This is a genomic window from Rhodoferax sp. (assembly GCF_028714215.1).
Lineage (GTDB): Bacteria > Pseudomonadota > Gammaproteobacteria > Burkholderiales > Burkholderiaceae_C > Rhodoferax.
The window spans coordinates 1-16,938 of record NZ_JAQTMS010000082.1; the positions used below are offsets into that span (position 1 = coordinate 1).

At 63.6% G+C, this 16,938-nt stretch carries 18 protein-coding genes; 4 read left to right on the forward strand and 14 right to left on the reverse strand.

The window, feature by feature from the left end:
- Window positions 1–329: 329 nt before the first annotated feature.
- The 9 genes from PHS32_RS23130 to PHS32_RS23170 form a co-directional block, all read right to left on the reverse strand.
- The gene (locus PHS32_RS23130; protein ID WP_301081822.1) at window positions 330–500 is read right to left on the reverse strand and encodes a hypothetical protein; all 171 of its coding nucleotides are present in this window, start codon (window positions 498–500) and stop codon (window positions 330–332) included.
- A 134-nt stretch (window positions 501–634) separates the two neighbouring features.
- Window positions 635–3,871: a CusA/CzcA family heavy metal efflux RND transporter gene (locus PHS32_RS23135; RefSeq protein ID WP_301081824.1), complete on the reverse strand. Its 3,237-nt coding sequence runs from the start codon at window positions 3,869–3,871 to the stop codon at window positions 635–637.
- A 2-nt stretch (window positions 3,872–3,873) separates the two neighbouring features.
- On the reverse strand, window positions 3,874–5,445 hold the full coding sequence (locus PHS32_RS23140) for an efflux RND transporter periplasmic adaptor subunit (RefSeq protein WP_301081826.1): 1,572 nt from the start codon (window positions 5,443–5,445) through the stop codon (window positions 3,874–3,876).
- Window positions 5,442–6,713 (reverse strand): TolC family protein, encoded by a 1,272-nt coding sequence (locus PHS32_RS23145; protein ID WP_301081827.1) that lies wholly within the window; start codon window positions 6,711–6,713, stop codon window positions 5,442–5,444. The genes PHS32_RS23140 and PHS32_RS23145 overlap by 4 nt, the downstream gene beginning before the upstream one ends.
- Window positions 6,714–6,723: 10 nt before the next feature.
- Window positions 6,724–7,380 carry a thioredoxin domain-containing protein gene (locus tag PHS32_RS23150; protein ID WP_301081828.1) on the reverse strand — a complete coding sequence of 219 codons (657 nt, stop codon included), beginning with the start codon at window positions 7,378–7,380 and terminating at the stop codon, window positions 6,724–6,726.
- Window positions 7,377–7,727: a copper-binding protein gene (locus PHS32_RS23155; protein ID WP_301081829.1), complete on the reverse strand. Its 351-nt coding sequence runs from the start codon at window positions 7,725–7,727 to the stop codon at window positions 7,377–7,379. The genes PHS32_RS23150 and PHS32_RS23155 overlap by 4 nt, the downstream gene beginning before the upstream one ends.
- 151 nt (window positions 7,728–7,878) lie before the next feature.
- Window positions 7,879–8,124: a DUF2789 family protein gene (locus tag PHS32_RS23160; protein ID WP_301081830.1), complete on the reverse strand. Its 246-nt coding sequence runs from the start codon at window positions 8,122–8,124 to the stop codon at window positions 7,879–7,881.
- Between the two features lie 52 nt (window positions 8,125–8,176).
- Window positions 8,177–8,419 carry a heavy metal-associated domain-containing protein gene (locus PHS32_RS23165; protein WP_301081831.1) on the reverse strand — a complete coding sequence of 81 codons (243 nt, stop codon included), beginning with the start codon at window positions 8,417–8,419 and terminating at the stop codon, window positions 8,177–8,179.
- Between the two features lie 6 nt (window positions 8,420–8,425).
- Window positions 8,426–8,629: a hypothetical protein gene (locus PHS32_RS23170; protein ID WP_301081832.1), complete on the reverse strand. Its 204-nt coding sequence runs from the start codon at window positions 8,627–8,629 to the stop codon at window positions 8,426–8,428.
- Between the two features lie 97 nt (window positions 8,630–8,726).
- Between PHS32_RS23170 and PHS32_RS23175 the strand changes: the two genes are divergently transcribed.
- Both PHS32_RS23175 and PHS32_RS23180 read left to right on the forward strand, forming a co-directional pair.
- Window positions 8,727–9,410 (forward strand): heavy metal response regulator transcription factor, encoded by a 684-nt coding sequence (locus PHS32_RS23175; protein ID WP_301081833.1) that lies wholly within the window; start codon window positions 8,727–8,729, stop codon window positions 9,408–9,410.
- Window positions 9,401–10,795 carry a heavy metal sensor histidine kinase gene (locus tag PHS32_RS23180; protein WP_301081834.1) on the forward strand — a complete coding sequence of 465 codons (1,395 nt, stop codon included), beginning with the start codon at window positions 9,401–9,403 and terminating at the stop codon, window positions 10,793–10,795. The genes PHS32_RS23175 and PHS32_RS23180 overlap by 10 nt, the downstream gene beginning before the upstream one ends.
- Window positions 10,796–10,804: 9 nt before the next feature.
- Here the strand turns inward: PHS32_RS23180 and PHS32_RS23185 are convergent, their stop codons facing one another.
- The 3 genes from PHS32_RS23185 to PHS32_RS23195 are packed head-to-tail and all read right to left on the reverse strand — an operon-like array spanning window position 10,805 to window position 12,204.
- Window positions 10,805–11,215 (reverse strand): DoxX family protein, encoded by a 411-nt coding sequence (locus PHS32_RS23185; protein WP_301081835.1) that lies wholly within the window; start codon window positions 11,213–11,215, stop codon window positions 10,805–10,807.
- 10 nt (window positions 11,216–11,225) lie between these two features.
- Window positions 11,226–11,705: a tetratricopeptide repeat protein gene (locus PHS32_RS23190; protein WP_301081836.1), complete on the reverse strand. Its 480-nt coding sequence runs from the start codon at window positions 11,703–11,705 to the stop codon at window positions 11,226–11,228.
- Between the two features lie 31 nt (window positions 11,706–11,736).
- On the reverse strand, window positions 11,737–12,204 hold the full coding sequence (locus tag PHS32_RS23195) for a hypothetical protein (RefSeq protein ID WP_301081837.1): 468 nt from the start codon (window positions 12,202–12,204) through the stop codon (window positions 11,737–11,739).
- Between the two features lie 182 nt (window positions 12,205–12,386).
- Here PHS32_RS23195 and PHS32_RS23200 point away from each other — a divergent pair, with 182 nt between their 5' ends.
- Both PHS32_RS23200 and PHS32_RS23205 read left to right on the forward strand, forming a co-directional pair.
- Window positions 12,387–13,793, forward strand: coding sequence for a sensor histidine kinase (locus PHS32_RS23200; protein ID WP_301081838.1), 1,407 nt, complete (start codon window positions 12,387–12,389; stop codon window positions 13,791–13,793).
- Window positions 13,786–14,433, forward strand: a complete 648-nt coding sequence (locus PHS32_RS23205) for a response regulator transcription factor (RefSeq protein ID WP_301081839.1) — start codon at window positions 13,786–13,788, stop codon at window positions 14,431–14,433. The genes PHS32_RS23200 and PHS32_RS23205 overlap by 8 nt, the downstream gene beginning before the upstream one ends.
- Here PHS32_RS23205 and PHS32_RS23210 read toward each other — a convergent pair.
- Together PHS32_RS23210 and PHS32_RS23215 are read right to left on the reverse strand one after the other, a co-directional pair.
- Window positions 14,430–15,419, reverse strand: coding sequence for a hypothetical protein (locus PHS32_RS23210; protein ID WP_301081840.1), 990 nt, complete (start codon window positions 15,417–15,419; stop codon window positions 14,430–14,432). The genes PHS32_RS23205 and PHS32_RS23210 overlap by 4 nt on opposite strands.
- 78 nt (window positions 15,420–15,497) lie before the next feature.
- A partial coding sequence (locus PHS32_RS23215) for a DUF5666 domain-containing protein (RefSeq protein ID WP_301081842.1) occupies window positions 15,498–16,938 on the reverse strand: 1,441 nt, incomplete at its 5' end.

Consider the following 16,938-nt stretch of genomic DNA (forward strand, 5'->3'; position numbering starts at 1 on the left):
GTCTGCTACTCGCCGCACCGACGCTTTGCGAGACGGGACTTTCACCCGTTGGAGTGGCGCAGCTGGCCAAGGTACACCCTCCCCCATCGGGGATCAATTGTTCCTTCGCTTCACGACGCACCATGCGCTAAATTATACCTAATTCGATATCAAAGAAGACTAGCGCGAATTGCTGCCCGGGCAGCCCAAGGTGTAGCGATCATCACGGCGCGCGAGGCGTTGGCGCGGAATACCTGAACCAAGTCCTGCGGGACGATGAGCCGGCCGACTTGCTGGCGGCGCTACGGCAAATGGCGCAGGCGCACGGTGGCGTGATGGTGCTGGCCGGCTCATGAGGCCAGCCAGGAAAACGCCAGCTTGACGAGGAGCAGGATGAGCGTCCCCAGGTAGAACAGAAGTTCAAGCAGGGACAGCTTCCAAACCGCGCGCAGCGATGCGAACCAACGCAAAAGCCGCGTGGCTTGAGACGGTCGCTTCACTGCGTTTGAGACCAGCATCATTTTCTCCCTGTGTCAGTGATGTCATTCTGCCAGCACACTGTCGGAGCGGCCCACGCACGTTTCTGTTGTCCGCTGCGCGGTCAGTGATCCGACCCCACTTTTGTCTGGATCCCGGCTTTCGCCGGAATGACAAATCAGCCTTCCAGCCCCCGCCCCAGCCGCCACTGCTTGACCAGCGCGTAGATGGCCGGAATCACGGCCAGTGTCAGGACGGTGGAAGAGATCATGCCGCCCACCATGGGCGCGGCGATGCGGCTCATCACTTCGGAGCCGGTGCCGGTGCCCCACATGATGGGCAAGAGGCCGGCCATGATCGCCACCACGGTCATCATCTTGGGCCGCACACGCTCTACGGCGCCTTCCATCACGGCCGCGTACAGGTCACTCAGCGTTGGTGCCCGGCCGGCCTGGCGGCATTGGGCCTTGACCGCTTCCCAGGCGTGATCCAGGTAGATCAGCATGATGACGCCGGTCTCGGCCGCCACGCCGGCCAGTGCGATGAAGCCGACCGCCACCGCCACCGACAGGTTGTAGCCCAGCGCCCACATCAGCCAGATGCCGCCGACCAGGGCGAACGGCACCGACAGCATGACGATCAGCGTCTCGGTGATGCGCCTGAAGTTCAGGTACAGCAGCAGGAAGATGATCAGCAGCGTCACCGGGATGACCACCTTCATTTTTGCGATGGCGCGCTCCATGTTCTCGAACTGGCCGCTCCAGGTCACGTAATACCCGCTGGGGAACTTGACCTGCTGGGCCACCGCCTGCTTGGCATCGGCCACATAGCCGCCGATGTCGCGGCCACGGATGTCGACGTAGATGTAGCTTGAGAGCAGCGCGTTCTCGGTGCGGATGCCGGGCGCGCCCTTGGCGACCAGCACCTTGGCTACCTGGCCCAGCGGGATCATGGCGCCGTCCATGGTGGGAATCAGCACTTCGCGCGCAATCTGCTGCGCATCGCCCCGGAGTTCCCGCGGGTAGCGCACCGTCACGCCATAGCGCTCCCGACCCTCCACCGTGGTGGTCACCATCTCGCCGCCCAGCGCGGCGCCAATCACATCCTGCAGGTCGCCCACCGCCAGGCCGTAGCGTGCCAGTTGCTCGCGGTCCGGCTCGATGTTGAGGTAGAAGCCGCCGGTGATGCGCTCGGCAAAAGCGCTGCTGGTGCCGGGCACGGTCTTCACCACGGCCTCGATTTGCCGGGCCAGTTTTTCCATCTCGTCGAGGTCCTTGCCGAAGACCTTGATGCCGATCGGCGTGCGGATGCCGGTGGAGAGCATGTCGATGCGGGCCTTGATCGGCATGGTCCAGGAGTTGGCCACGCCGGGGAATTGCAGCGCCTGGTCCAACTCGGCAATCAGCTTGTCCATGGTCAGCCCCGGGCGCCAAACGGACTCGGGCTTGAGGTTGATGACGGTCTCGAACATCTCGGTCGGCGCCGGGTCGGTCGCCGTGTTGGCGCGGCCGGCCTTGCCGTAGACCGAAGCCACTTCGGGGAAGCTCTTGATGATCTTATCCTGCGTCTGCAGCAGCTCGGCCGCCTTGGTGATCGACATCCCCGGCAGCGACGCCGGCATGTAGAGCAGCGAGCCCTCGTTGAGCGTGGGCATGAACTCGGAACCGAGTTGGGAGGCCGGGTAGTAAGAGACACCCAAGGCCAGCAGTGCCAGAAGGATGGTGATCTTCTTCCAGCGCATCACGCCCTGGATGATGGGGCGGTAGACCCAGATCAAAAAGCGGTTCACCGGGTTCTTCGCTTCCGGCATCACCTTGCCGCGGATGAACAACAGCATCAGCACCGGCACCAGCGTCACTGACAGCAGCGCGGCGCTGGCCATGGCGAAGGTCTTGGTGTAAGCCAGCGGCGAGAACAGACGCCCCTCCTGCCCTTCCAGGCTGAACACCGGCAGGAACGAGACGGTGATGATCAGCAGCGAGAAGAACAAGGCGGGGCCGACTTCCTTGCAGGCGGCGAGGATGGCTGTGGCGCGTTGCGCAAAACTGGGACCCGCTGAATTGGGGTCAGAGCCCTGGACTTGGGGTTTTGCCAAATCGGTGGACTGTTGTTGGCCAGCTCGAAGGCCCTGCCCCGAATTGGGATCTGACCCCGATTCAGCTAGACGCTCCAGGTGCTTGTGGGCGTTCTCGATCATGACGATGGCGGCGTCTATCATGGCGCCGATGGCGATGGCAATGCCGCCCAGGCTCATCAGGTTGGAGTTCATGTCCAGCGAGCGCATGGCGATGAAGGCCATCAAAATGCCCACCGGCAGCATCAGGATGGCGACCAGCGCGCTGCGCATGTGCAGCAGGAAGATGACGCACACCGCCGCCACGATCAAGGATTCCTCCAGCAGCGTGCGCTTCAAGGTCTCGATGGCGCGGTGAATCAGCTCGGAGCGGTCGTACACCGTTTGCACCGTCACGCCAGCCGGTAAACCGGGGCCGATCTCGGCGATCTTTTCCTTCAGGTTGGAGATCACTTCCAGCGCGTTCTGGCCATAGCGCGCCATCGCGATGCCCGAGACCACTTCGCCTTCGCCGTTGAGCTCGGTGACGCCGCGCCGCTCGTCGGGTATCAACTCGACCCGCCCAATATCCCGAACCAAAACCGGTGTCCCCTTGTCGGCCTTCACCACCAGCAACTCGATGTCGCTCTTGCCCCGCAAATAGCCTTTGCCGCGCACCATGTACTCGGTCTCGGCCATCTCGACGGCGCGGCCGCCGACATCGCGATTGGAGTCGCGTATCACCTGCGCCACGCGCGTCAAGGGAATGCCGAACGCGCGCAGCTTGACCGGGTCCACCGTCACCTGGTAGGTCTGCACAAAGCCGCCCACCGAAGCCACCTCGGCCACACCATGCGCCTTGGTCAACTGGTAGCGCACATACCAGTCCTGGATCGAGCGCAGTTCGGCCAGCGTCTTGTCCTTGGCCAGCAGCGCGTACTGGTAGACCCAGCCGACGCCGGTGGCGTCGGGGCCTATTGCAGGAGTGATGCCGCGCGGCATGCGAGCGGAGGCGAAGTTGAGGTACTCCAGCACCCGCGAGCGGGCCCAGTAGATGTCGGTGCCGTCTTCGAAGATGATGTAGACGAAGGATGCGCCGAAGAAGGAAAAGCCGCGCACCACTTTCGATTTGGGCACCGACAGCATGGCGGTGGTGAGCGGGTAGGTGACCTGGTCTTCCACCACCTGCGGTGCCTGGCCGGGAAACTCGGTATAGACGATGACCTGCACGTCCGACAGGTCGGGCAGTGCGTCTATCGGTGTGCGCAGCACGGCAAAGACGCCCCACAGCGTGATGAACAAGGCGGCGAGCAGGACCAGGAAGCGATTCCGGCCCGACCATTCGATGATGTTGGCCAGCATGCTTATTTCTTGACGCTGGTGATGACCCATTCGCCGGGTTGCCGCTCGACGAACTCGACGGCAATTCTGGCCCCCGGCTTCAAGTCCTTCAGCAGCGAGGCGTTGGCGGCCTTGAACTCCATGGTCATGGCCGGCCACTTGAGGCTGGCCACCGGACCGTGATTCAAAGTGATGGTGCCGTCTTTCAAATCGATGCTGTCCACCGTTCCTTCAGCCTGGTGGCCGGCCGCCTTGAGCACCGGCGCGCTGGCCGTGGCCGCCGGCGCCGTGGCGGCTTTACCGGCGTCGCCAAAGCCACCCACCGCCGCCTTGAGATTGCTCTCGGCATCGATCAGGAAGTTGGCCGCAACCACCACCTGCTCACCCTCTTTCACGCCGCTGAGTACTTCCACATGGTCGTCGCTGCGGCTGCCCAGCAAGACAGAGCGCGGCTCAAAGCGGCCCTCTCCTTGCTGAATCAGCACGATCTGGCGCGTGCCGCTGTCGATCACGGCCGACAGTGGCACCGTGACGACCTTGGCCTTGGCACCGACTGCAAACTCCACCTGGGCAAACATCGCCGGTTTGAGCAGCAAGCCCGGGTTGGCAAGCTCCACCCGCACCGGCACGCTGCGCGTCTCGGCCTTGAGGGTGGGATAGACGTAGGTCACGGTACCGGTGAATTCCTTGTCCGGGTAGGCATTGATCCTGACCTTGGCCTTGGCACCGGACTTGACCAGGCCGATGTCCTGTTCGAACACGTCGGCCACCACCCAGATACGGGACAAATCCGCCACCTGGTACAACATCTCGCCAGGCATGAAGCGCATGCCTTGTACCGCTTTTTTCTCCATCACAATGCCCGACGCCGGCGAGCGGAAGGTCAGCGTGCGTTGCGTCGCGCCGGACTTGCTGAGGGCCTTGATCTGCTCATCGGAAATATCCCAGTTCTTCAGGCGCAGCAAGCTCGATTGGGCCAGCTGCTGCATGCCCGACTGGGCCTGGCTGCCAGCCTCCTTGAGCGCCTCCACGCCCTGCGCCGCAATGGCGTATTCGCGCTGCGCCGACACCAGTTCCGGGCTGTAGACCTCAAACAGGGGCTGGCCCTTGGCGACCGGCTGGCCGGTGACATTCACATGCAGCCGTTCCACATAGCCTTCGAACTTGGCCGCGATGGTGAACAGGCGGCGCTCATCGGGCTCGATCCGGCCGGCCGCGCGCACCGAGCGGTCCAGGGTTCGCAATTGAGCCGCCTCGGTACGCACACCCAGTTTCTGAATCTTCTGGGTGCTGATCCTGAGCTGGTTGGCGCTGGCCGGCTCTTCGTCCGCCCCACCGGCGTAGACCGCGATGTAGTCCATGCCCATGGGATCTTTCTTGGGCGTCGGCGAGGTGTCGGGCAGGCCCATGGGGTTGCGGTAGTACAAAAGCTTTTTCTCGACTTTCGCTGCGCTGGCGCTGGCGCCAACAGCCGTTGCCTCTGTCACCGCACCGCCCGACCGGGAAGCGATGCCCCGCTGGCCCAACCAGTAGCCACCGCCAGTGGCCAGTGCCACGGCGATGACACCGAGGGCAATTCCAGCACCTTGTTTCATAAGTCCTCCCCGATCAGTTTTTCAATTTCAGCGAGACGCATTTGCCCTTCAAACTGCGCCTTGATCCGGGTTTGTCTGGCCTGGCGGATCTGCCGCTGGGCGTCCAGCAGCGTGGCGAAATCGACCTTGCCGTTCTCGTAGCCGGCCAGCGCCGAACTGAAGGTCAGCTCGGCCTGCGGCAACAAGTTGTTGCGCGCCAGCGCGGCGCTGCTCTGGGCCGCCGCCAGACCGGCCAGGCTCTCGGCCAGGTCCGACAGCAACTGGTTGGCGAGCGCCTCCTGGCGCGACTGCGCCGCCGCATACATGGCTTCGGATTCGCGCTCCTGGGCGCGCCGCGAGGACTGCTGCAGCGGGATGTTGACCTCCAGCATCAAACCCCATTCCTTGACCGCGCTTTGGTACTGGGTGGGGGAAATGCTGAGCGTGAAATCGGGGTAGCGGTTGAGCCGCGTCAGGTCACGGTTCTTCTCGGCCGCCCTGCTGCGTGCCTCCTCGGCGAACAGTTGCGGATTGCGGCTGCGCGCGCGCGCCGCCAGCGTGTCATGGTCGAGTTGCGTCGCGCTTGGCAGCGCAGTCAGTAGGTCCGGCGCCGCCAGCGCGGCGCTGGCGGGTCGCGCCAGCAAGGTATTCAGGCGCACATCGGCCTGTGCTCGTTCGGCTTCCAGCGCCACCAGTTCATTGCGCATATTGGTCTGCTCGACCTGGGCCCGAATGACGTCCTGCTGGGCCGCCAGACCGCCGGCGTAGCGCACCTGCGCAATCTTTTCCAGGCGCAGCATCAGATCGAGGATTTCCCGCGTCAGTGTTTCATTGCCGCGCAGGTAATGGCGCTGGGCCTGGGTGGTCTTGATCCTGGCCGCCAATTCGGTCCAAGCGCCGTCGGCCTTGCCCCGGCTGCCGTCGGCTTCCAGTTGCGCAATGTCGCGCCGCAGGTCGCGCTTGCCGAACCACGGCAAGTCCTGCATCAAGGTGTAGCGGGTGCTGCCCACGTTGGCTGGTAACAGCGTCGGGTTCTGCTCGCCCATCCGGGTGATGTCCATCAGCTCGGTGCGAAATCTGGGGTCCGGCAGGGCGCCGGCCGGCGTCACGCGCTCGGTCGCGGCCTGCGCCTCGAAGCGCATGCTGGCGTAGTCGGGATTGCGCTCTTTGGCCAGTTGCAGAAGGCCCTTCAGGCTGGCACCCGGCAGCGCTTCGGGGGTCTGCGCGCCGGCCGCGCCGGCCAGGCTCAACAGCACGGCAAGGGCGCTGATCCGCACTAGGTTTTGCATGGCAGCCACCTTACTTGGCGTTGGCACGGGCCAAGGCATCCTCGACCAGCATTTTCAAATCCTCATAGCCAAATTTTGGCAACGGCTGGCCGTTGACAAAGAACTCCGGCGTCATGGCCACACCCAGGGTGTTGGCGTCCGTCAGGTCCTGCTGCACCCGTTGCGCGATGTCGGGCGAGTTCATGTCGACTTTGAGCCGCTCCAGATCCAGGCCCAGGCCGCTCAGGGGCGCCCAGATCAGATCCAGTTGCGCCCGGTGGTTCACCACCCAGTCGGCCTGGGCGGCAAACAAGGCTTCCAGCGCCTGCCGGAACTGGCCTTGCTGGCGCGCCGCCTCCAGCGCTTTCACCACCTGGTCGGAGCCGGGATGAAACGGTGCGTAGCGAACCGACAGCCGGATCTTGCCGGGGTGCGCCGCCATCAGTTCCTTCACGAACGGATAGAAGTCGCGGCAGGTGCCGCAAGCCGGGTCAAGGAACTCGACGATCTGCACCGGCGCATCGGCATTGCCGAAGGTTGGCGAATGCGCGCGCAGCAGGGCGATCTGGTTTTGCGCCGTGATCTGCGCGGTCTGTTCGGCTTTCTGGCTCCGGTAGATCCACGCGCCCAGTAGCAACGCCAGCAGCAGCAAGGCCGCGGCGGCGATAAGAATATTCTTCTGTTTCATTTCACCAACTCGAAGCGCGACACCAGCATGGCGTCCGCCGGGTCGGTGGCAAAGCTGATTTTCTGTCCCACTTTCAGTTTGTCGAGCCAGGCGGCGTCCTTGACGCGGTAGACCATGGTCATCGCCGGCATACCGTCTTTCTGCGCGCCGTGGGCCAGGGCGATCTTCCCGGCGGCCTTGTCAATCTTCTTCACGATCGCCTCTTCCATGGCCACGGCAGTGCCGACCGGCATGGGCTTTGCCGCCGGGCCGCCATGCATGCTGTGGTCCATCTGGGCAATGCCCGGCGCGGAAAAGCCGGCGCCGGCCAGGGCGAGGATCAGAAGGGAGTGGGTACGCAGTGCCATGACAAAACCTTTCGTGATTGGAGTGGCGGTAGTTTGCATGTTGCCGCCCAACAGAAAGTTGACCCGGAGATTACATTTTTGTCATTTTCAGATCCTCGCCCCTTTTGCGCAGCGCACACTGTGCGCCAACGACAGGGGCGAGAATTCCGGCCTATTGGCTGAGCCGGACCGCAAGCTCATCCACCGCGGCCGACCAATCGGAATCGTCGGCCAGCGCTTGCGCCAGAAATTTGGCCTGCACGGGAGTCCAAAAAGACGCTTCCGGCATGGCGCTGCCGGCCCTCAGGCGGTGCTTGGCGACAAAGGTGTCGATATCGCCTCGTCCGCCCGGCAGCCCCAGTTGGAGCAACAGGCGGCTCAAATCATGCGGGTTGGTTTCCACGTCGAATCTCTCCATTCAAAGTCGGCTGGGTGGCCGGTGTGCTGCAATTGCCAGTCTATGCGCCACGCTATGTCCTGGGTCGCGAGATGGGCATCGAAAAAGTCGACAAGTGCGCCGGATAGCCGGCCGCGGTCAGGGCGCAGACCACGAAATGGCTGCCGTGCGGGAATTCGCCGCTGACCCGGACATGGCCGGACTGTCGATCAACCGCCACGCCGTTGACGCCCGCCAGTGCCTGCAAGACTCGCGTGACATGCAGGCCCGTCGAGCGCGAACCCAGGCCTTCGACTTCCATATCAATAGTGGTCATATTCGGTCACTTCCCGTCTCGCTTGAGGATCCAGGCCACCAGTCCGGCGACCACGATAACCAGCACAAGCGCCAGCCCTATCCCGCCGTGGCCCCCCATCCAGCCCACACCCCAGCTGCCGCCATTCATCATGTTGCTGCTCTGCGCGAACGAAACGCCGCTGCTCAACAGCGCAATGGTGGCCAGTGCGACGGCAAAAAATGTCTTCATGTATTTCCCCAGCAATAGCGAGAAGGCCAATCTACGCCGAGACCCTGCGCCGGTCTGTGCGACAACGCACTCACAGAAGCAGTGCAGAATGACGGCCATGAAAATTCTCATCGTTGAGGACGAACCCAAGACCGGGGATTACCTGAAGCAGGGTTTGGTGGAGGCCGGTTTCGTGGTCGATCTGGTGCGCGACGGCAGCGACGGCCTGCATCACGCCTTGACCGAGGCCTACGACCTGGCGATTCTGGACGTGATGCTGCCGGGCATCGACGGCTGGGCGGTGCTGGCCGGCATCCGCAAGGCCGGCAAGGACATGCCGGTGCTGTTTTTGACGGCGCGCGACCACGTCGACGACCGCGTCAAGGGCCTGGAACTCGGGGCCGACGACTATCTGGTCAAACCGTTTGCTTTTTCCGAATTGCTGGCCCGCGTGCGAACCCTGTTGCGCCGCGGCGCCAAAGCCACGGCGGCGGAGTTTTTGCGGGCGGCCGATCTGGAACTCGACTTGCTGCGCCGGCGCGTCACCCGTGCCGGCCAGCGCATCGATCTGACGGCCAAGGAGTTTGCCCTGCTGGAGTTGTTGCTGCGGCGCCAGGGCGAGGTGCTGCCGCGCTCGCTGATCGCGTCGCAGGTGTGGGACATGAATTTCGACAGTGACACCAATGTCATCGAGGTCGCCATGCGCCGCCTGCGCGTCAAGCTGGACGACAATTTCGAGCCCAAGCTGATTCGCACCGTGCGCGGCATGGGCTACGTGCTGGAGAACCCGGATTGCGCCTGAGCGGCCGAACCTCCATCACCCGGCGTCTGACGGCGCTGTTCGTCATCGCCTCCTCGGCCGTGCTGCTGGCACTCGGGCTGGTGGTCGCCTCCTCGGTCGAAAAGCACTTCGAGGACCTGGACATGGAAGTTCTGGTGGGCAAGATGGAACTGACCCGGCATGACCTGGCGCTGCTCCAATCGCAAGACGATCTGATCCGCTTTGGACAACAGTTGAACCACTCGCTGGTGGGCCACCACGGCCTTGAAGTGATGATCATCGGCAGCAATCAGGCCGTGATCTTTGCCACGCCCAACGCCACCTTCGCCCCCGGCCTGGTGAGCGCCAGCGCCACGCAAAACCCGCTGCACCCGATGCTCTGGACGCTGGGGCAGCAAACCTACCGCGCGATCGCGGCCGAACTGCCCACCGGCATCAACCGGGAGGTCAAGGTGTTCGTGGCGGTGGCCACCGACATCGCGCACCATCAGTCGTACATGCGCTCTTTTCTGCAAACGCTGTGGCTCTTTGTGGCCGGCGCCGCGGCACTCACCGGGGTGCTGGGCTGGGTCGCGGCCAAGCGTGGCCTGGCACCGCTGCGCGCCATGCGCGAGCAAACGCAGGCGGTGACGGCGCAACAGCTCAGCTATCGTTTGCCGGTGGAATCGGCGCCGCTGGAACTGGCCGAACTGGCGCAGTCCCTGAACGAGATGCTGGCGCGACTGGAAGAGGCGTTTCGCCGGCTCTCGGATTTTTCCTCCGACATCGCGCATGAGTTGCGCACCCCGGTCAGCAACCTGATGACGCAAACCCAGGTCGCCCTGTCCCGGGCGCGTGGCGCCGACGACTACCGTGCCATTCTGGAATCGAATGCCGAGGAATTCGAGCACATGGCACGCATGATCTCGGACATGTTGTTGCTGGCCAAGGCCGAAAACGGCCTGGTGGTGCCGAACCGGGAAACAGTCGATCTGGCGACGGAGGTGCGCGCGCTGTTCGACTATTACGACGCGGTGGCGGAAGAAAAAGGGCTGCGTCTGAGCCTGCAAGGCGACGGCCAGGTCAGCGCCGACCGGCTCATGTTGCGCCGGGCGCTGGGCAATCTGCTGTCCAACGCGGTGCGGCATTCAAGCGCCAACACCACGGTGCAGGTCACTGTCAGCAGCAGCCCGGAGGCGGTGTCGATCAGCATGAAAAACACCGGGGAGCCGATCCCACAGGAATATCTGGAACGCGTCTTCGACCGCTTCTTCCGGGTCGACCCCTCGCGCCAACGCTCCAGCGAAGGCACCGGCCTGGGCCTGGCCATCACCAAGTCCATCGTGCTGGCCCATGGCGGCACCATCTCGGTCGCCTCCAACGACCACCTGACCACTTTCACGCTCCAGCTACCGAGGGCTGCCTGAGCGCCGGGGTCAGAGCTTGCGCCGGCCGTCCACACTCCAGGCGCCGGCGCCAAAAGCGCTCAACATCAGCAGGCCGCCAGCCAGCGCCAGGTTCTTGAAGAACATGATCTGCTGAAGCATCGCCTGGTCGGCCGCGACGGCCCAGAAGGGATGGAAAAACAAAGCCGTCGCCAGGCAGAACGCGGCCAGCAGCAAAGCCATCCAACGGGTCTGAAAACCGGCCAGCAGGGCCAGCGAGGCGCCAACTTCCAGCGCGATCGCCAGCAGCGCAGCCAGTTGCGGCCATGGCAGGCCGGCGCTGGCGATGTAGCCCACGGTGGCAGGGAAATGGCTGATCTTGCCAATGCCTTCCGGCAGGAACAAAAGCGCCATCAGGAGGCGGGCCGCCAGCGCCAGTGGGTTTTGCCAACGGGTCAGCATGAGCGCCTCTTCAGCGCGGCTGCCTGGACTCATAGGCGGCAATGGCGACCTTCAAATCGGTGTATTCCTCGCAGCCAAAAAAACACAGCTTGTCCAGTGCGGCCAACTGTTCCCTGGCCTTGGGCAAGTTGTTCACCATCAGGTAAGCCTCGCCCAGGTATTCGTGCGCACCGCGATGCTTGGGGTCGATGCGCAGGGCTTCAAGGTAGTGGCTGAAAACCTTGTCCATGTCGGGATTGGCCGACTTGCGCAGGGCGTAGGCATACAGGTTGTGGTAATCGGCATTTTGCGGATTACCGGCCAGTGCTTTCAGCAGGGTACTCTGCGCCGCAGCCCAGTTCTTCTGCTCAATCTCGCTCTGGGCCGCCGCAACGACCGGATCGGCGGACACCGTCTCGCCTCCGCCTCCGCCGCCACCACCACCGGCAGCCAGCGCGGCGTAACTACTGCACAGCAAGACGGTTGCCATCATCCGGTTCCGGTACTTCATGGTGGAGATCTCCTGGGGCTGATGCATCAGATCACAAGCAGGTGATGACAATCTGATGCTGGTGGTCAAAAGCCATCGACGAGGTGGTGGTGACACTGGCGCCGGTCTTGAGGGTGCGCAACTGGTCCACCGTCAGAAGCACGCTGTGGCTGTGATCGGCGCTGCCCTGTATGTCGTAGGTCTTGTCGGATGCCGAGTCAAGGTCCGCCAGTGCAAGCGCCAGAACATGCCCGTGGTTGGCGCTGATGGTGTTGCTGCAACCAACGCTGGCGCTGGCGCCGACCGGTGTCGGTGTCGGTGTCGGTGTCGGTGTCGGTGTCGGTGTCGGTGTCGGTGTCGGTGTCGGTGTCGGTGTCGGTGTTGGCGTCGGGGGAGAGGACGAGGGCGAGGGCGCCGGTGTCGCCGCCGCGCCGCTGTAGTCGGAGCCGCCGCCACAGGACTGGATCAACAAAAGCACGCTGCCGCCCAGTAAGGTGCCGCAAAAATCCTTACGTGTCATGCCGGTTGTCATAGCTGCCCCTTGTCTTTGCAGTGGTAGTGCGGTTATTCTGCCCAGGCACACCGGCCGGGGCCAGGTCCCAAGTGCGCGATTTGGCGGACCCCAAAGTCGCAAAAATGTTCAGACCTTGGTCCCTGGCGCCGGCGCCGGCTGGCTGTTACATTGCGCTGCGAAAGCTCCAGATGAAAAATGTTTTCGGTCGTTTGTCCTTGTCGAAGCAGTTCCTGATGCTGAGCTTTCCGATCCTGCTCGCCGGCACGCTGGTGATCGGATGGTGGATCGGCCAGCAGGTGAAGAACAGCGTGGTGCACCGGATTGGCGGCGTGACGGCGCTCTACGTCGGCAGCTTCATCGCGCCGCATCTGCAAACGCTGCTGGAGGCCCAGGATCTGAGCGCGGCCGACCGCGAAGCGCTGCACTCGGACCTCAGCAGCACGCCTCTTGGGCAGAAGATCGTGGCCCTGAAGATCTGGCGCAAGGACGGCTACGTGTTGTTCAGCAGCGATGCCCAGATGACAGGCCGGACATTCCCCATCGGCGAAGGGCTTGCCGGTGCCCTGGCCGGCAATATCTTTTCCGAGATCAGCGATCGCTCCGCCGCCGAGCAGGCGCAACATGGGCAACCGATGCCGCGCCTGATCGAGACCTACACGCCGATCCACGCCGACCGGACCGGCGGAGTGATTGCGGCCGCCGAGTTCTATGTCAGACCGGACGAGGTCGACCGCGAGGCCGCTATCGCCCAGTTGCGCGGCTGGTTTCTGGTGGCGACAGCCATGCTGACCATGTATTTGCTGCTGTTCGTGCTGGTCCGCCGGGGCAGCCGAACCATCATCGACCAGCAAAACCAATTGAGCGACAAAGTGAACCAGCTCACCGTTTTGAACCAGCAGAACCAGCAGTTGCAGGAGCGCGTGATTCGCGCCGCCGAACGGGCCACCGCGTTGAACGAGAACTTGCTGCAACGCATCGCCACCGATATCCACGACGGACCCGGACAAGACCTCGGTTTTGCCTTGATGCAGTTGAAGAACCTGAACGATGCCTGCGGCGGCGACGACCCCACGCGGCAAGCAGTGTGGGCCGGCAATCTGGGGCCGGCCTGTATTGCGGTGCAATCGGCGCTGACGGACTTGCGCGCCATCTCGGCCGATCTGGACCTGCCGGACATCGAGCCGCTCGCGTTGGCTGAAATCGCCCACCGAGTGGTGCGCGATTTTCAGGAGAAGACGGGCTGCCGCGTCACGCTGACAAGCTCGATGCCGGACGTCGCCACCAGTTTCAGGGTGAAAGTGACCCTTTACCGCCTGCTGCAAGAATCGTTGGCCAACACCTTCCGGCACGCCCAGGGCCAGGATTGCCGGGTTGCATTGCAAGGCGACGCAGAGCTTCTGCTGGTCGAGATCAGCGACCAGGGTCCCGGCTTCGACCCGCAAGCAGCAGCCAAAAAAGGACGGTTGGGCTTGCACGGCATGCGCCAGCGGGTCGAGGTATTGGGCGGCTCCTTCGATTTGAAGAGCGAACCCGGATCGGGGACCCTGATCCGGGTCACGCTGCCCTTGAACTCCCAGGTCAAAGAAGATGAATGATTCGATCAATATCCTGGTCGTCGACGACCATCCGCTGTTCCGCCAGGGGGTACTGAACTCACTGGCCATGGACCCCGAGTTCAAGGTCGTGGCGGAAACCGATTCGGGTCAGGAAGCGTTGGCGCTGGCGCGCAAACTTCTGCCCGATGTGGTCTTGCTGGACATCAGCATGCCGGGCTGGAGCGGTATCGTCACCGCCGAGAAAATCGCCATGGCCTGTCCGGCGACGGTGATCGTGATGCTGACCGGTTCCGACGACAAGGATAAATTGCTGGCCGCGCTCAAGGCCGGGGCCCGGGCCTACGTCCTGAAGGGCGTGTCGGCGAAGGAGCTGGCCAGCGTGATTCGTTCTGCGGTGGCCGGCGAAGTTTACGTTTCGCCCTCCATCGCAGCCGAGATGTTGGTGTCCCTGACGCAGGGAAAAGCACCCGATCCGTTGCAGGAATTGACGGATCGGGAACGCGAAATCCTGGCCCTGATAGGCACCGGTCTCACCAACCGGGAGATTGGCGAGCGGATTTTTCTATCGGAAAAGACCATCAAACACTACGTCACCAACATCCTGCAGAAGTTGCAGGTGCGCAGCCGGGTCGAGGCGGCGCTGCTCGCCAACAGCCACGCCAGACCGCTGCAACGCTAGGGAGTCGTGCTGCCTGTGCGCAAGTGCATGCCCGACATCATGCCAGTGACCGTGCTGGCAACGACGGCGCTGGACAGGCCCGCGTTCTGCAACGCCGTCTGTAGCGACTGAACCGAGGTCAGGTCAGCCAGCTGCATGCCCACGGTTCCATTGGCCATGATGATGGGCATGTTGGTCGCCGTGACGTTTTGCGCCAGCAAGGCGGCCATCATCGCGTCCGCCTTGGTTCGATCAAAAGTCGTCGGGCCGGTCATCAAGCCCGCCATCATGTTGACGGCACATGCGACTTGCTGGTCGGCCGCCGTTGCCGCCGCATTGCAGGCCACACCGTTGGCATTGGTGAGCAGGCTGGAGCTCTTGGCCGCCATCACCACCTTGGTCAGTTGCGCCACCATATTGGCCTGTTGGCCCATCAGGGTCGCGTCGCCGCTGCTGTTCTTCAAATCCAGCATCGGCATGACCGACAGGTCAATGCCCAGGCTGCTCATCAAGCTCTGCACGGTGCCCATCGCCTGGCGGATCTTGTCGGCGTCGATGCTGCTGGTTCCCATGGCATTGGCCACCATTTCACTGAACGGCGTCACATAGACGGCGGTCGACGCCGATAGCGCAGGAACCATCGCCCGCAGCGTCATGCTGTACGGGATGTCGCCACCGGTGGTTTCATCCAGCATCATGCTGCCGACCCCCGCCATCACCTTGACCAGCACCGGACCGGTAAAGCCGTCGCTCAGGGTCACGCTGAAGGAACCGTCCTTGCCCGAAGTGGTCGACAGGCACGACGCATCGGCCTGCACGGTGCCGTTGACGACGCGGCAGACCAAGACCTTGGCATCCTTGACCAGGCCTTTGGATGCGACGCCATTCAGTGTGGTGGGCGTAGCCTGGATACCGCTAGCCGATCCGCCGCCACCGCAGGCGGACAAGACCAGCAAGCCCAGGGCAGGCAAAGCGAATTTCGAGACCCTCTTCCAGTACGTATTCATGGTTTACTCCAAAAAAAGAAAAGCAAAAAGAACCGGTTTGAAAACTGGGCGTTGGTGCGTCTGGTCGCGCCACGCCGCTCAATGCAGTAGCGTGATCGCCGTGGCGACGTATTGGCCGCCGGTCAGCAGCAGGTCGACCGCCACCGTGGAGCCGGACATCATGTTGCGGCCGCCGCCCATCATCCCGCCGCGCTGCACCACCACGCCATTGGTGTGGATCAGCACACCGTTCAACATCAGGCTGGTCGACGTGACGTTGTAGGCGATGCCCTCCATATGGAGGCTGCCGCTGGACGGTGCGACGCTGGTCGGCGTGAAATTCAGCACCGCGGTCGACAGCATGCCGCCCGCCATCATGCCGTTGACCGTGACCATCTGGCCCACCGCCAGGTTGGCGGCCGTACCGTTGTTGTAGAACATGGAAGACCCGAGCTTGCCCTGAAGGGTGGCGCCGGAGGCCAGCGTCATGCTGTAGCTGCCGCTGGCCGCGTCATAGGCGGTGACGGTGCCGCTGACATCGATCACGGCGCCGGCCGGTGCTTGCAGTGGGGAGAGTGCCTGGATGGCGACACTGGACGCCTGCACTACGTTATTGACCACCGTGCCGTGCACTTCCACATAGACACCGTTGGCCAGTTGCGCCGCGGTCCCGCCGCTGAAAGTGGCGGCGCTGGCGTCCAGCACCACGCCACGCACCGTGAAACTGGAGGCCGAGACAAAATTGGCCACCGTGCCGTGCAGCTCGACCTGGGTCGGCGCCGCCGCGGTAAAGACCGTGACACGGCTGGCGCTTACCTTGTTGCTGGCGGCGTCGAAGCTGCCGACCACCACCACGTACTTGTCGGCGCCCAAAGTCGCTCCGCTGGGCGCGATCTGCGCCTGGCTGGCATCCACCGTCAGATTGCGCAGCTTGAAACTGGCGGCGCTGGCAAAGCTGCTGATGGGGCCGGACAGGGTGACGTTCTGGCTGACGCCGGCCAAGCCCTTGACGCGAATGACGCTGGCGCTGATGCTGTTGCCCACCGGCTCGCTGGCACTCCATACCGTCACCAGCTCACCGTCGGCCAGCGCGGCGCCGGCCGGGCTGATCAGCGCCGCGCCGACTTTGACGCTATTGGCGCCGATGACGAAGCTGCCGGCACCGGCGTTGTATTGCGTCACATAGCCGGTCAGCCGCAAGCCGGCGGCCGGCGCTTGCAGGACGATCAGTGTGGCTTGCACAGACAGCACGCCCTGGCTGTCGGTTTTAAGCAGGCCGTGGACCTCGATCCGGTCCGCCAGCTTGATGTCCGCCAGCGACGCATAACCGACGAACCGGGTCACCGGCACCAGCGCCGCATCGGTATTGATGAACACCTTGGTGCCGAGCAGCGTCACGCTGTTGGACCCGACGGCCGTCACACTGCCAACCAGCTCGGGCGAAATCAGGGCCGACCGGATATTGCCGTTGCCGTCGTAGGAAAACTCGACGCTTTGACCGACCGTGGCGCCGGTGGGCGCCAGCGCCATGGCGCTACCC